General features: G+C 72.9%; 10 protein-coding genes. 3 read left to right on the top strand and 7 right to left on the bottom strand.

What is annotated here, in order from left to right; genetic code table 11:
* Both BZZ08_RS29905 and BZZ08_RS29900 read right to left on the bottom strand, forming a co-directional pair.
* Window positions 1-1,813: ATP-dependent helicase (locus tag BZZ08_RS29905; protein WP_133169234.1), on the bottom strand; the 1,813-nt coding region annotated here is incomplete at its 3' end.
* A 266-nt stretch (window positions 1,814-2,079) separates the two neighbouring features.
* Window positions 2,080-2,487, bottom strand: coding sequence for an MGMT family protein (locus tag BZZ08_RS29900; protein ID WP_342211020.1), 408 nt, complete (start codon window positions 2,485-2,487; stop codon window positions 2,080-2,082).
* A gap of 185 nt (window positions 2,488-2,672) precedes the next feature.
* On the opposite strand from BZZ08_RS29900, the gene BZZ08_RS29895 reads away from it, so the two are divergent.
* The 3 genes from BZZ08_RS29895 (at window position 2,673) to BZZ08_RS29885 (ending at window position 8,762) form a co-directional block, all read left to right on the top strand.
* On the top strand, window positions 2,673-5,450 hold the full coding sequence (locus tag BZZ08_RS29895; protein ID WP_104635332.1) for a lysylphosphatidylglycerol synthase domain-containing protein: 2,778 nt from the start codon (window positions 2,673-2,675) through the stop codon (window positions 5,448-5,450).
* 80 nt (window positions 5,451-5,530) lie between these two features.
* Window positions 5,531-7,081 (top strand): alpha/beta hydrolase, encoded by a 1,551-nt coding sequence (locus BZZ08_RS29890; protein WP_104635331.1) that lies wholly within the window; start codon window positions 5,531-5,533, stop codon window positions 7,079-7,081.
* A 139-nt stretch (window positions 7,082-7,220) separates the two neighbouring features.
* Entirely contained in the window at window positions 7,221-8,762 is a 1,542-nt protein-coding gene (locus tag BZZ08_RS29885) for an alpha/beta hydrolase (protein ID WP_104635330.1), read from the top strand.
* A gap of 71 nt (window positions 8,763-8,833) precedes the next feature.
* On the opposite strand, the gene moeZ is transcribed toward BZZ08_RS29885, so the two are convergent.
* The 5 genes from moeZ to BZZ08_RS29860 form a co-directional block, all read right to left on the bottom strand.
* Window positions 8,834-10,012 (bottom strand): adenylyltransferase/sulfurtransferase MoeZ, encoded by a 1,179-nt coding sequence (gene moeZ, locus BZZ08_RS29880; RefSeq protein WP_104635329.1) that lies wholly within the window; start codon window positions 10,010-10,012, stop codon window positions 8,834-8,836.
* Window positions 10,013-10,075: 63 nt separating this feature from the next.
* Window positions 10,076-10,825: a spherulation-specific family 4 protein gene (locus tag BZZ08_RS29875; protein ID WP_104635328.1), complete on the bottom strand. Its 750-nt coding sequence runs from the start codon at window positions 10,823-10,825 to the stop codon at window positions 10,076-10,078.
* Window positions 10,813-11,871 carry an NAD-dependent epimerase/dehydratase family protein gene (locus tag BZZ08_RS29870; RefSeq protein WP_104635327.1) on the bottom strand — a complete coding sequence of 353 codons (1,059 nt, stop codon included), beginning with the start codon at window positions 11,869-11,871 and terminating at the stop codon, window positions 10,813-10,815. Before BZZ08_RS29870 ends, BZZ08_RS29875 begins: the two co-directional genes overlap by 13 nt.
* 111 nt (window positions 11,872-11,982) lie before the next feature.
* Window positions 11,983-13,422: a hypothetical protein gene (locus tag BZZ08_RS29865; RefSeq protein WP_241965601.1), complete on the bottom strand. Its 1,440-nt coding sequence runs from the start codon at window positions 13,420-13,422 to the stop codon at window positions 11,983-11,985.
* Window positions 13,419-15,170 (bottom strand): DUF3492 domain-containing protein, encoded by a 1,752-nt coding sequence (locus BZZ08_RS29860; protein ID WP_104635326.1) that lies wholly within the window; start codon window positions 15,168-15,170, stop codon window positions 13,419-13,421. The genes BZZ08_RS29865 and BZZ08_RS29860 overlap by 4 nt, the downstream gene beginning before the upstream one ends.
* Window positions 15,171-15,197 lie beyond the last annotated feature (27 nt).

Here is a 15,197-nt window from a genome sequence, read left to right as displayed (position 1 = left end):
CCAGGCGCTCGCGTGCCTTGCGCAGCAGCGCGCCGAGCCGCTGGGCACCGCGTGCGTACGCGGGGTCGTGCACGGCGAGCCGCTCCGGCTCGGCCAGCGCCCGCGCGAGCAGTTCGTCCGAGGGCGGCGGCAGCGGGTTGCCGGCGGCGCGCTGCTCGTCGCGCAGGGCACGGCCGAGGCGGCGCAGATCCGCGGCGTCCATGCCGGCGAGGGGCGAGGTGAGCAGGGTGAGTGCGGTCTCGGTGGGCAGCCAGCACGGACCGTCCGCGCGGTGCGCGCGTTCACCGCGCGGAGGCTTCGCGTCGGTGTCGATATCGGTATCGGTGTCGTCGGCTGCGGGCTCGGGCTCGGGTGCGTCCTGCGACGACGCCACCTCGGGTACGGCCTCATCGGCCGCGTCGGTCCCGGGCCGCTCCCCCGCCTCCGCCTCCGCCACGGCTCGCAGCGCCGTGAGCAGGGGCGCCACCGCGGGCTCGTGGCGCAGGGGGAGGTCGTCGCCGTCGATGTCCAGGGGGACGCCGGCCGCGGTGAGGACACGGCGGAGCGTGGGGATGGCGCGCGAACCGGCGCGTACCAGGACGGCCATGTCGCTCCACGGGACGCCGTCCTCCAGGTGCGCCCGGCGCAGGATGTCGGCGATGTTGTCCAGTTCGGTGCCGGAGGTCGGGTACGTGTACACCTCGACCCGCCCGCCGTCCCGCGCCGGGGAGAGCTCACGGTGGGCGCGGACCTTGTCGGCGGGCAGGCGGGTCAGCGGCATGCGCCGGGTCAGCAGCCGGGTGGCGTCCAGCAGGGCGGCCCCGGACCGGCGTGAGGTCCGCAGCACCTCGACCGGCGCCGGACGGCCGTCCGCGCGCGGGAAGGCGGCCGGGAAGTCCAGGATGCCGTTCACGTCCGCGCCCCGGAAGGCGTAGATCGACTGGTCGGGGTCGCCGAAGGCGACGAGGGTGCGCCCGCCGTCCGCCAGGGCGTGCAGCAGCCGTACCTGGGCCGGGTCGGTGTCCTGGTACTCGTCGACGTACACCGCGTCGTACTGGGCGGTCAGCTGCGCGGCGACCTCGGGGCGGCGGGCGAGGAGCACCGCGCGGTGGACCAGTTCGGCGTAGTCGAGCACGCCCTGGAGGTCGAGCACGTCGAGGTACTCGGCGAGGAAGAGGGCGGCGGCACGCCAGTCGGGGCGGCCGATGCGCCGGGCGAAGGCCCCGAGCGCGTCCGGGCCGAGTCCCAGTTCGCGGCTGCGGGCGAGCACCGCGCGGACCTCGTCGGCGAAGCCCCGTGTGGTCAGGCAGGCCCGCAGCTCGTCGGGCCAGCGCACATGGGCGAGCCCCAGCCGTTCCAGGTCCACCTGGCCGGCGAGCAGCTCGCGCACCGTCACGTCCTGCTCCGGGCCGGACAGCAGCCGCAGGGGTTCCACGAACAGGTCGCTGTCCTGGTGGGCGCGGACCAGGGCGTAACCGAAGGAGTGAAAGGTGGTCGCCCGGGGGGCGCGCGCGGCGCCGATGCGCAGCGCCATCCGCTCCCGCAGCTCGACGGCCGCCTTGCGGCTGAACGTGAGCACCAGGATGCGCTCGGGGTCGCCGCCCTTGGCGATCCGGTCCGCCACCGACTCGACCAGCGTGGTGGTCTTTCCGGTGCCCGGCCCCGCCAGGACGAGCAGCGGTCCGGCCCGGTGGTCAACCACGGCGCGCTGTGCGGCGTCCAGACGAGGGGGGTCCACGCGTGCCGGCGGGGTACGCACCAGTCGGTAAGCGCCACGGCTCCCCCGTCGCACCTGGGGGTGTGACGGGTGTCCGGAGGAGGAAGAGGAGCTCACGTGGTTCGCCGGTCCTGGTGGGTGTGCTGGTGGGCCGTCCGCGCCGCGGGTGGGGCGGTGGCCGCGGGATGAGGGGGACGCGTGCGGCCGACGCTACGCCGACGGAAGAGACGGAAGCAGCGCTTCCCCTTCTTCCCTCGGGTCACTCGAGGCACGAGCGCCCCCTGCCCCACGAACGTACGTCATGCCACAGACATGCCCGAAGCGCCCGGTTTACCTCTTACGGATCACATGTCACACATCGGCCCGCCGTATGGCGGAAGCTGTCAGATGTGACCCTGTGCGCGTCCGCCGTGCTCCTGCGAGCGTCCACCGCCGTCCCACCGCGCCCGCTTCAGGTCGAGGCGCGGCAGGTGCCCCTCGGCGGCTCTGCTCGCCTCCTTCAGGGGCGTGCCCTCCTCCCGGTAGCGGTCGAGGGCCTCCAGTTCGTGCCCCGCGAGCAGGACCCCGTCCGCGCGGACGACACGCCACCAGGGGACGCCTCCCCCGTAGAGGGACATCACCCGGCCGACCTGGCGCGGTCCCCCCTCCTCCAGGTACTCGGCCACGTCCCCGTACGTCATGACACGGCCCGGCGGGATCACTTCGGTCACGTCGAGGACCCGCTCGGCGTACTCGGGCAGCGCGTCCGCGTTCTCCGGACGGTCGCCGTCCGGAAGGCTCTGCTCGCTCATCCGCCCCATCCTGCCGCACCCCGCCGACAACGCGACGCACTCCCGAAGGCCCGCGTCCCTCGCCCGCGAGCGTCGCTTCGGGCAGACTGTGCGGCCCGCACGGGCACCCTGATGCCTGCCGAGTCCGACGCGGCATGCCACCATCGTGCGGGCGGTGACCAGTGATACGAGAGCAAGAAGAGGCGATGGAGCAGCAGGGTGTGCACCCCGAGGACGCCGAGGGCACCTCTGACGCTTCGCCGCGCGCGGACACCGCGGATGCGAGCGACGGGGAGACCCGCGAGCGGGCGGCCGAGGGCCCGTCGGCGACGGCCGCCGACCCCGACGACGTGGCGCACATCGACGAGGTCGAGGGCGACGAACCGCTGCTCCCCGCGCGCGTGCACCGCCCCTCCGACCTGGTGCGCCTCCTGGTGGGCGTACTCGCCGTCGCCGTACTCCTGGCCATCGCCGCCTTCGCGCACGGCACCACCTCGGGCCTCGAACAGGACATCAACAAGGGCACCGGCCAGGCCCCCGACCTGCTCATCAAGATCGCGGGGCTGGCCTCCAGCATCGCGATCCTCCTGGTGCCCGTCGCGTTCGCGATCGAACGGCTGATCAAACGGGACGGGCTGCGGATCGCCGACGGCGTACTGGCGGCGGTCCTGGCGCACGGGGTGACCCTCGCCACCGACCTGTGGGTCGCCAAGGCCGCTCCCGGCTCCATCCAGGAGGCGCTCACCCAGCCGTCCCCGGGTGACATCCACGCGCTGACCGACCCCGTGCACGGCTACCTCGCCCCGGTCATCGCGTACATGACGGCAGTGGGCATGTCCCGCAGACCCCGCTGGCGCGCGGTGCTGTGGATCGTGCTGCTCCTCGACGCCTTCTCGATGCTGGTCACCGGTTACACGACGCCGTTCTCGATCATCCTGACCGTCCTCATCGGCTGGACCGTCGCCTACGGCACCCTGTACGCCGTCGGCTCCCCCAACGTCCGGCCCACCGGTCGGACGCTGATGGCGGGCCTGCGGCACGTCGGCTTCCGGCCGGTGACCGCCGCCCGGCAGGAAGCGCCGTCCGACAGCGTCGAGACCGGTGACCGCGGGCGCCGCTATTTCGTCACGCTGGAGGACGGCCGGCCGCTCGACGTGACGGTGGTGGACCGCGAGCAGCAGGCGCAGGGCTTCTTCTACCGCGCGTGGCGCAACCTGACGCTGCGCGGCTTCGCCACCCGCAGCAGCCTCCCCTCGCTGCGCCAGGCGCTGGAGCAGGAGGCGCTGCTCGCCTACGCGGCGATCGCGGCCGGCGCCAACGCCCCCAAGCTGATCGCGACGTCCGAGCTGGGACCGGACGCCGTGATGCTCGTCTACGAGCACACCGGCGGGCGCTCCCTGGACTCGCTGGCGGACGACGAGATCACCGACGACCTGCTGCGCGAGACCTGGGAGCAGGTGCGGGCGCTGCAGTCCCGGCGCATCGCGCACCGCAGGCTGGTGGGTGACGCGATCCTGGTGGATCGTTCCGGCACGGTGATCCTCACCGACCTGCGCATCGGCGAGATCGCCGCCGGCGACCTGCTGCTGCGCATGGACATCTCCCAGCTCCTGGTGACGCTCGGCCTGCGGGTCGGCGCCGAACGCGCGGTCGCGTCGGCGGTGGGCGTCCTCGGCCCCGACGCGGTGGCGGACTGCCTGCCCATGCTCCAGCCCATCGCGCTGAGCCGCTCCACGCGCGCGACCCTGCGCAGACTGGCGCGGGAACGGGCGCAGCGCGAGCGCGAGGCGGTGCTGGAGTCGTCCCGGCAGGCCAAGCTGGCCCGCGCGGAGGCGGCCGGTCACGACACCACGAGCCACGCGTCGGAGCAGACCGACAAGTCCCCCCAGATCGACAAACCGGACAAGAAGGCCGTACGTGCCGAGCAGCGGGCCGAGAAGCGGGCCGTGGACGAGGCCATCGAGGAGGCGCGCGAGGAGGACCTGCTCACCCAGATCCGCCATGCGGTGCTGCGCATCAGGCCGCAGGCACCCGTCGAGCCGGCCCGGCTGGAGCGGGTGCGGCCGCGCACGCTGATCAGTTTCATCGCCGGCGCGATCGGCGCCTACTTCCTGCTGACCCAGCTCACCCACATCGAGTTCGGCCCCCTGATCTCGAACGCCCAGTGGGGCTGGGTGGCGGCGGCCGTACTGTTCTCGGCGGCGAGCTACGTCGCCGCGGCGATGTCCCTGCTGGGCTTCGTGCCCGAGAAGGTGCCGTTCCTGCGGACCGTGGCCGCACAGGTCGCCGGATCGTTCGTGAAGATCGTCGCCCCCGCCGCGGTCGGCGGCGTCGCCCTGAACACCCGCTTCCTGCAACGCGCGGGCGTGCGCCCGGGGCTCGCGGTGGCGAGTGTCGGCGCGTCCCAGCTGTTCGGGCTCGGCTGCCACATCCTGATGCTGCTGTCCTTCGGCTATCTGACCGGCACCGAGAAGACACCGTCGCTGTCGCCGTCCCGGACGGTCATCGCCGGTCTGCTGACCGTGGCGGTCCTGGTGCTCGTGGTGACGTCGGTGCCGTTCCTGCGCAAATTCGTCGTCACGCGCGTGCGGTCGCTCTTCGCCGGGGTCGTGCCGCGCATGCTGGACGTGCTGCAGCGGCCGCAGAAGCTGGTCACCGGCATCGGCGGCATGCTGCTGCTCACGGCCTGTTTCGTGATGTGCCTGGACGCCTCGATCCGTGCCTTCGGCGACGACTCGACGTCGATCAGTCTGGCGAGCGTCGCGGTCGTCTTCCTCGCGGGCAACGCCCTGGGGTCCGCCGCGCCGACGCCGGGCGGTGTGGGAGCGGTGGAGGCAACGCTGACGGTCGGTCTGATCGCCGTCGGCCTTCCCAAGGAGGTCGCCGCGCCCGCGGTGCTGCTGTACCGGCTGCTCACCCTGTGGCTGCCGGTACTGCCGGGCTGGCTGGTCTTCAACCACCTCACGCGCAAAGAGGCGCTGTAACCGGACGCGGGAAGGGCGCTCCGTACCCCGTACGGCCCTGGCCCCGGGCATGCGCTCCCGCGCGACCGCACGATGGACGCATGCCGAATCCCTCCCGGCTGCGCGCCGCCGCCCTGACCGCCACCGCACTCGTGCTGTCCGTCCTGCTGGCGGGCTGCGGCGGCGGGTCGCAGGAGGACGACGAGGACCTGACGGGCCAGAAACTGGACTGGAAGGACTGCCCGTCACCGTCCGAGGCCGAGGGTGGTGGCGCCGCCCCCTCCCCGCTGCCGGACGGCGACGCGTGGCAGTGCGCCACCATGAAGGCCCCACTCGACTGGGACGACCCCGGGGGCGACACGATCGGGCTCGCGCTGATTCGCGCCGAGGCCAGCGGCGCGGCGGACCGGCGGATCGGCTCGCTCGTCTTCAACTTCGGCGGTCCTGGCGGGTCGGGCGTCACCACACTGCCCGCGTTCGGCCAGGACTACGCGAAGCTGCGCACCCGCTACGACCTGGTCAGCTTCGATCCGCGCGGCGTCGGCCGCAGCGATCCCGTGGAATGCCTCGACGACAAGCAGCTCGACACCTACTTCCAGCAGGACGCCACCCCCGACGACCGGGCCGAGCGCACCGAGTTCGTGGACGACACGCGGGAGTTCAACGCGGCCTGCGAGAAGCACTCGAAGAAGATCCTGCCGCAGGTGCGCACGACCGACGCCGCCCGCGACATGGACCTGATGCGCCAGGTACTCGGCGACGAGAAGCTGTACTACTTCGGCATCTCCTACGGCACCGAACTCGGCGGCGTATACGCCCACCTCTTCCCCCGGCACGTGGGCCGTGCCGTCTTCGACGCGGTCGTCGACCCGACGCAGACGGCGGAACAGAGCTCACTGGGCCAGGCGAAGGGGTTCCAGCTGGCGCTCGACAACTTCGCCGAGGACTGCGTGTCGAAGGCCGAGGACTGCCCCGTCGGGAACACGGCCGAGGACGTCAAGGCGCGCATCGCCCGGCTGCTGAAGGACCTCGACCGCAAACCGATCCCCGGGGTCTTCCCCCGCGAACTCACCGAGACCGCCGCGACCGGCGGCATCGCCCAGGCGCTGTACTCGAAGGACTTCTGGGAGTACCTCACCGAGGGCCTGGAGCAGGCGTACGACGGGGACGGGCGGGTCCTCATGGTGCTGTCGGACGCGTTGAACGGGCGCAACGAGGACGGCGAGTACAGCAACATCACCGCGGCGAACGTCGCCATCAACTGCGCCGACGACAAACCCCGGTACGACTCCGCGTACGTGCAGGGCAGGCTGCCCGAGTTCCGGGACGCCTCCCCGTTGTTCGGCGACTATCTCGCCTGGTCCATGCTCAGCTGCACCGACTGGCCGGTCGCCGGTGCCGCCGACCACCCGGACGTCAGCGCCCCGGGCGCACCGCCGGTCCTGGTGATCGGCAACACCGGCGACCCGGCGACGCCCTACGAGGGCGCCGGGAGGATGGTGGACGCGCTCGGCAAGGGCGTCGGCGTGGAACTGACCTACAAGGGCCAGGGGCACGGTGCCTACGACAGCAAGAACAAGTGCGTGCAGGACACGGTGCACGGCTATCTGCTCGACGGCAGGGTACCGGCGGCCAACACCGTCTGCTCCTGACCGAAGACCACGCCACGGGTGGCGAATGGGCAGGTCAGAGCGTTATCCACAGGCGTCGGCGGGCGCTGCCCGCTCCACCTACCATGGCAGGAACGCCATCCGCCGCACGGCGCGGACGGCTTGCCAGGGGGGAGAGGACATGGCGCGTCTCGTCCGGTGGACGGCTCTGACGGCCGCCGCCGCACTGCTGACAGCGGGCTGCAGCGGCGGCTCGTCCGACGAGGACAAGGACGACGGGGGCAGGAGCAGCGCGGCACCTTCGGCGGCGGCCCCGTCCGGAGTGCCGAAGGCGCTGGCGTCCCAGACGCTGGACTGGGCCCGTTGCAAGGGCACCGACGAGGCCCCGGCTCCGGACGGCGACTGGCAGTGCGCCACGCTCGAGGCGCCGCTGGACTGGTCCGACCCGGACGGCGAGACGATCGATCTCGCGCTGATCCGGTCCAGGGCGAGCGGGGACGACCGCATCGGCTCCCTGCTGTTCAACTTCGGCGGCCCCGGAGGTTCCGGCGTCTCGATGATGCCGTCCTACGCGGACACCGTCTCCTCCCTCCACCAGCGGTACGACCTGGTGAGCTGGGACCCGCGCGGGGTGGCCGCCAGCGAGGGCGTCCGCTGCCGCACGGACGGGGCGATCGAGGCCGCCGAGTCGGTGGACTCCACGCCGGACACCCCGGCAGAGGAGCAGGCCTACCTGAAGGACGCCGCGAATTTCGGCAAGGGCTGCGAGAAGGCCGCGGGCAAGCTCATGGAGCACGTCTCGACCACGGACACCGCTCGCGACATGGACCTGATGCGGCATGTGCTGGGCGACGAGAAGCTGCACTACTTCGGCATCTCCTACGGCACCGAACTCGGCGGCGTCTACGCCCACCTCTTCCCCCAGCACGTCGGACGCGTGATCCTCGACGCCGTGGTCGACCCGGACGCCGACACGATGGGCCACGCGGAGAACCAGGCCAGGGGCTTCCAGCGAGCGCTGGACGACTACCTGGAGTCGACCGGGCAGGAACCCGGACAGGGGTCGCGGAAGATCGCCGGCCTGCTGGAGCGCCTGGACGCGGAACCGCTGCCGACCTCCTCGCCGGGGCGGAAGCTGACGCAGACGCTCGCGTTCACGGGGATCGTGCTGCCGCTGTACAGCGAGAGCGGCTGGCCGGCCCTGACCAGCGCGCTGGAGGCGGCCGAGAAGGGGGACGGCTCCGAGTTGCTGGCACTCGCCGACGGCTACAACGAGCGTGACCCCTCGGGGCGCTACGGCACGACGACCCACTCTCAACGGGTCATATCGTGCCTGGACGACAAGCAGCGGCCGACCGTGGAGGAGACGAAGAAGCTGCTGCCGAGGTTCGAGAAGGTGTCGCCCGTCTTCGGCGCCTTCCTCGGCTGGGACACCGCCGGATGGTGCCACGACTGGCCGGTGGCCGGTCAGCACGAGACGCCGGAGGTGAGCGCGCCCGGCGCGGCCCCGATCCTGGTGGTCGGCAACACGGGCGACCCGGCCACGCCCTACGAGGGCGCCCGCAGGATGGCGGACGAGCTGGGCAAGGACGTCGGCGTGGTGCTGACCTGGAAGGGCGAGGGACACGGCGCGTACGGCAGCGGGAGCGACTGCGTCGACTCCGCGGTGGATGCCTACCTGTTGAAGGGGACGGTGCCGAAGGACGGCAAGGTCTGCTCATGACGACGGCGGGGGCTTCGGGCACCCACGGTGCGCGAAACCCCCGCCGTCCGGGAAGCGGGTCCCGGAGCCGGTCAGTAGACGGGCTTCTCCGGTTCGATCTGGTTGACCCAGCCGATCACGCCGCCGCCGACGTGGACGGCGTCCGAGAAGCCGGCGGACTTGAGGACCGCGAGGACTTCCGCACTGCGGACACCCGTCTTGCAGTTCAAGACGATCTTCTTGTCCTGCGGGAGGCTCTCCAGGGCGGAGCCCATGAGGAACTCGTTCTTCGGGATCAGCCGGGCGCCCGGGATGGAGACGATCTCGAACTCGTTCGGCTCGCGGACGTCGATGAGCTCGATGTTCTCGCCGTCGTCGATCCACTCCTTGAGCTGCTTGGGAGTGATCGTGGAGTCGGCGGCGGCCGCCTGGGCCTCCTCGGACACGACGCCGCAGAAGGCCTCGTAGTCGATGAGCTCGGTGACGGTCGGGTTCTCGCCGCAGACCGCGCAGTCGGGGTCCTTGCGGACCTTGACCTGGCGGTAGGTCATCTCCAGGGCGTCGTAGATCATCAGGCGGCCGACCAGCGGTTCGCCGATGCCCTGGAGGAGCTTGATGGCCTCGTTGGTCTGGATGGAGCCGATGGACGCGCACAGCACGCCCAGCACACCGCCCTCGGCGCAGGAGGGGACCATGCCGGGGGGCGGGGGCTCCGGGTAGAGGCAGCGGTAGCAGGGGCCGTGCTCCGACCAGAAGACGGAGGCCTGGCCGTCGAAGCGGTAGATCGAGCCCCAGACGTAGGGCTTGTTCAGCAGCACGCAGGCATCGTTGACCAGGTAACGGGTCGCGAAGTTGTCCGTGCCGTCGACGATCAGGTCGTACTGGCTGAAGATGTCCATCACGTTGTCGGCCTCGAGCCGCTCCTGGTGAAGGATCACGTCCACGTACGGGTTGATGCCCTTGATGGTGTCACGGGCGGACTCGGCCTTGGGCCGGCCGATGTCGGCCTGGCTGTGGATGACCTGCCGCTGCAGGTTCGACTCGTCGACCTCGTCGAACTCGATGATGCCGAGCGTGCCGACACCGGCTGCCGCCAGGTACATCAGGGTCGGCGAACCGAGGCCGCCCGCGCCCACGGCGAGCACCTTGGCGTTCTTCAGCCGCTTCTGCCCGTCCATCCCCACGTCGGGGATGATCAGGTGGCGGGAGTACCTGCGGACCTCGTCTACGGTGAGCTCGGCGGCCGGCTCGACCAGGGGTGGCAGCGACACGGGGACTCCGTTGGTCGGTCAGTGATTACGGATGTTCTCCCAGTAACACTGCCACGGCCTTTTTCATTCCGAGACACCTGTCCCGACCCGCGAGACGATTTCGTCCCAGTAACCGGGCATCGTCTCCCAGGGGTCGGTCCGGCCCCCGCGGTCCGTGCGGTCGGTGAAGTAGATCGTCGCCGCTCCCTGCCAACGGGCGATGCGCAGCGCTTCCTCCAGGTGCCCGCGCGGCAGGCCGTGCACGAAGTGGCAGAAGCGCTCGGGCGGATAGTCGGCGCTCCACTCCGCCGCCTGGGACCAGCGGTAGTCGGCCCAGGTGCCCGAGAAGGTGACGAGTTGGTCGGCGTTCTCGGCGTAGCCGGGACAGGGGTGGGTGCCGTGGCCGAGGACGATGTGGGCATCGTCACGGATCGCCCGGAGGGTGGTGACCGTACGGCGGACCTCGGGGAGGGCGGCTCGGTCGGACGGGCAGTGGGCGAGGAGGAATCCGTCGACCTGGTACCAGTCGAGGTACCGGTGGGCGTCGGAGATCTGTTCGCCGAGGCCGCGGGATCCGTGTGCGGCGTCGAGATGGCCGAGGACGCGGACGCCCGCGTTGCGCAGGCGACCGGCGGCCTCCAGGCACCGCGGGTCGGGATGCGCCCCGGGCCCGTTGGCGATGTTGAGGACGACCCAGTGCAGCGGGGCGCCGGGGCTGGTGAGGCCGGCCCACTCGTCGGGGGCGACGAGGGGGTGGGCCAGCCCCGGGACACCGAGGCCGGTTCGGACACCGGTGCTCGCGGTGCCCGTTCGGGTACTGGTCAGATACGGCATGCCGCCTCCATCCAGATATCGGCGAGGGACTCTTCGAGGGCGATCCGGGGCCGCCAGCCGAGCCGGTCGCGTGCGGTGCGCACATCGGCCTGCTGCCAGCTGCCGCAGCCGTCGGGGTACGGGTGGGGGGCCGGTGCCACGTGCTCGGGGTCCGTGCGCTCGCCCCGGCTTCCGAGGAGGTCCGGGCGGTGATGGCCGAGGGCGTCGGTCCGGTGGTGCCCGAGTCCGTCGACGCGGTGACCGACCGACTCCGTGCGGGGGTGCCCGATGGTGGGCCGCAGCGCGCCCGGAGGGCCGTCGAGTTCGTGCAGGGCGCCGCCGTAGCCGGCGACCCGGGCGAGGGTGGCGGCGGCGTCGCGCAGGCGCACGGCGCGGCCGGAGCCGATGTTGATGACGCCCTGGGCGGCGGAGAGCGAGGCGGCGTGCACCGCGCGGGCGACGTCGCGGACGTCGATGAAGTCCCGCTGGGCGCCGAGGCCACCGAGCCGCAGCTCGCCGTCGCCGGACTGCATCGCGCGGCGCATCGCCTCGGCGAGCCGGCCCAGCGGGGAGCCGGCGGGCGTGCCGGGCCCGGCGGGCGAGAAGACCCGCAGGACGACGGCGTCCAGGCCGGAGCCGAGGACGAGTTCGGTCGCGGCGAGTTTGCTGACGCCGTAGGGGCCGCCGGGGCGGGGCACGGCGTCCTCCGCGGTCGAGGAGCCGGGCTGGCTGGGGCCGTACTCGGCGCTGCAGCCGACCTGCACCAGGCGGGCGCCGCAGCCGCTGCGGCGCAGGGCCTCGCAGACGGTGGCGACGGCGACGGTGTTGTGCCGGGTGAGTTCGCGGGCACCGCCCCGGGTGGCGCCCGCGCAGTTGACGACCACTCCGGGATGGACCGCGTCGAGGAAGCGGGTGAGGGCGCCGGGGCTTCCGGTGGCGAGGTCGAAGCGGACGTCGGCGTCGTCACCCCGGCCGAGCGCGGTGAGCTGGACAGCCGGGTCGGCGAGCAGACGGTCGGCGACGAAGCGGCCGATGTAGCCGTTGGCTCCGATCAGCAGGACTCTCATCGGGCGGCTCCCGGTGCCGAGGCGTCGGGTCGGGAGGTGGTCATCTGGGGGCTCCTTCAAGGGGTGATGCGAGGGTGTCGGGGGCGTGTGAAGGGCTGTTCGTGCGGGCGCTCACCGTGTTCGCTCCGTCGTTCGCTCCGTCGTCGCGTGGGCCGATGCCCTGGTCAGACGACGGCCCGCGTGGACCAGGAGGGTCAGGGCGCCGAGGCCGCAGACGGCCGTCGGGACACCGGCCGGTCCGCAGGCGGTGACCAGGGTCTCCACGGGGACGGCCAGGAAGCCGCAGCCGGGGAGGCGGCCGGCGAAGAGCGTGGCCAGGGCGACCGCCTCCGTGGTGGCCGCGGCGGTGAGGACGAGCGTGGGTGCGTACGCGTGACCGTGCACGGTGAGCAGCCGGGCGAGCAGCAGCAGGGCCCCCAGGCTGAGGCCCTGGGGAAGACCGGTGGGCTCGCCGAGCACGGCGCCGGTCAGCGCGAGCAGACCCGTCAGAGCGCCCAGGTACAGGGCGAACGTGCCGAGCAGCAGGGGGCGTACGGAGGCGGAGAAGTCGGCCAGGCCCCGGCTGGACGTCAGCTTGCTCCGGGCGCCCGCGGTGAAGAGGCGGGCGCAACCGGCCGCGGGGGCGTAGGACAGCGCGAGCGCCAGGACGGGGGCCACGGTGACGGGCCACGGGCCGTCGGCGGTGCCGTCCGGGAGACCGTCTGGGCCGCCGCTGACCGCGGTCCGCAGGAGTCCGTCACCGAGGACGGCGTAGCCGACGAGCCAGCAGGTCCAGGTGCTGGTGGTGCGCGTGGCGGCGCTCAGTGGCCCGCGCCGCAGTGCGGCCCCCAGCGCCAGGGACACCGCGAGGATGCCGACGACGGCGACGATCAGGCGCGGTCGGCCCTCGGCCAGGCGCAGTCCGGCCACGGCGGCGGCGCACAGCACACCGGGCAGCAGGGCGAGAACGACTCCGGCGGTGCGAGGTTCGCGTGGCCGGGGTGTCGGCGCGTGCTCGGCACGCGCAGGGGCGTCGCGGTCGCGCGGGACACGGGCGTACATCTCTTCCGCGAGGGAGAACACGTCACGGTGGCGGAAGCGGGCGGCGGTCCGGTCGGTGACGCCGTGCGCTTCCAGTCCCGCCGCGATCTCTAGTGGGTCCACGGCGCGTTCGCACAGCTCACGGTGCCGGTGCAGCAGCCCCTTCACGGGGTCAGCGGCGGCACGGCGTGCGACGGACGCGGACGCCGACCTCCTGCCGCCGTCGCGACCGGCACCGTCACGAGCGGCACCCTCACGCCCGGCACCGTCACGAGCGGCACCCTCACGCCCGGCGCCGTCACGCCCGGCGCCGTCACGGAGCCGCACGCCCTCCTCCGGACTCCAGTCCTCCGCCGGAGCCGGACCGTCCACCGGGCGCCCACCGACCCCCACACCCGTCTGCGCACCCAGGGCCGTGTCGGTCCCGTCGGGCCCGTCGGGCCCGTGCGCCAGGGAGGTCCGTGAACGTTCGTCCCAGGCGCCCGGGCTGCGCGGGGTCTCGGGCCGGTCCAGTTCGCCGAGGCCGCTCATCGGGCCGCTCCCTCGCTCGCCGAGACCGACGTGGTCGCCCGGACCGGATCGGCCTCCGTCGCCCAGCCGGGACCCCTCCGGGCCGTGCTGGAACCGCCCCTGGCCACGACACGGGCCGTGGGGTCACTCCAGCGACCGGGGACGTGGGCTTCGGCGGGGACGCCGAAGGGCAGGGGCTCGCCGGCGTCGTCGAGGAGGACGCGGCGTGCCGGTGGGCGCGAGAGAATCTCCAGGTAAATGCCGTGAAATGCCGCGATGTTCTGCTCGACGGTGAACAGCTCCAGTGCGCGGGCGCGCGCGGCGGCGCCCAGCCGGTCCCGGCGCTCGGGGTCGCGCAACAGCGCGACGCACGCCTCGGCGAGCGCCCTCGGATTGCGCGGGGGCACGACGAGCCCGGTGCCGCCGATGGCCTCCACCACCGCGCCGACGTCCGTGGACACCGTCGCGCGGCCGCAGAACATGGCCTCGACGAGCCCGGCCGGGAACCCCTCGACGACGCTGGAGAGCACCACCAGGGCGCCCGAGGCGTACGCGTCGGCGCGGAAGGGCAGTTCGGGCCCGCCGGTCTCCTCGAAGGAGACCGGGTTGCGGCCGACGGCGTGCGGGCCGTCGGCCTCGTCGGGAAACAGCTGCGCGGCCAGCGCCTTGCAGTGGACCAGGTACGCGGCGCCCTCCGGGCCCGAAGGGGCACCGACGATCCTGAGCCGCGAGCCGGGCTCCGCCCTGCGGATCTCCGCGAAGGCGTGCAGCAGCGAGACCAGGTCCTTGGCCGGCTCGACACGGCCGACCCAGACGAGGGTCTGCGGGTCGGCGCACTCCGGGGATTCCCCCACCTCCGCGAACGGGGCCGCGTCCATGCCCGGGTGGACCGTGCGCAGTTTGGCGCGGTCGGCGCCGCAGCGCTCCTGCCAGCGCCGGGCGTGCGTGTTGCCGGGGGTGATCACGGCCGCGCGCCGGTAGGTCTCGGTGGCCAGCCGACCGTGGAAGGCGGCGAGCAGCGACCGTATCGCGGGCGAGGAGTCGGGTTCCGTCAGGTAGTGCGTCCGCAGCCGCACGCCGTACTCGGTCACCAGCAGGGGCACGTCGCAGAAGTGCCGGGCGAGCAGTCCCGGGAGGGCTGCCGTGCCGCCGGAGGTCGCGTGGCACAGGTCCACCGAGCCGAGGTCGTCGTCCTCGTACCAGTCCAGGGACAGGGGGCGCAGGGCGCGTTCGAGGCGCGCGGCGACGGTCAGCAGATCGGGAACGCGCGCCTCGCGCGCCGAGCGGTGGGCGCCGGGCGCGCGACAGGCGCGTTCCAGGGCGCGCACGGCGGTCTCCGAGCGGAGCGCGGTGGGCAGTCCGCCCTCGTCGCGGGCGAGTTCGGCGAGGCCGTACAGCGCGCTGGCGAAACGGTCCGCCTCAAGGGCGGACTGCCCTTCCGGCTCTCCCTCCGGTCCCCCGGACGGGTTCCCGGGGCCCGCGATGCACAGGGCCATGGCCAACTCGCCGTAGCACTCGGCGAAGCGCCGGCGCGCGCGCCGTCCGTGGACGATTCCGTCGTCCACGGTTTCCCACAGCGGGGCGGTGCGCACCCGGCCGACCTGCGGCGGCAGCGGGACCCAGCCCTCCGCCTCCTCGTGCTCGCTCCGGCTGAGCGCGTAGACGTCGAACTCGTGCTGGTCCAGGCCGCGCACGAGCCGGTCGCACCAGAGTCCGGCCTCACCGCTCACATACGGATAGCCACCCTCCGTAAGCAGTCCGATGCGCACGCGCGCACCCCCGATCTCCCGTTTGGG

The organism is Streptomyces sp. MH60 (assembly GCF_002939385.1).
Classification (GTDB): domain Bacteria; phylum Actinomycetota; class Actinomycetes; order Streptomycetales; family Streptomycetaceae; genus Streptomyces.
This window is presented reverse-complemented; position numbering and strand designations above follow the sequence as displayed.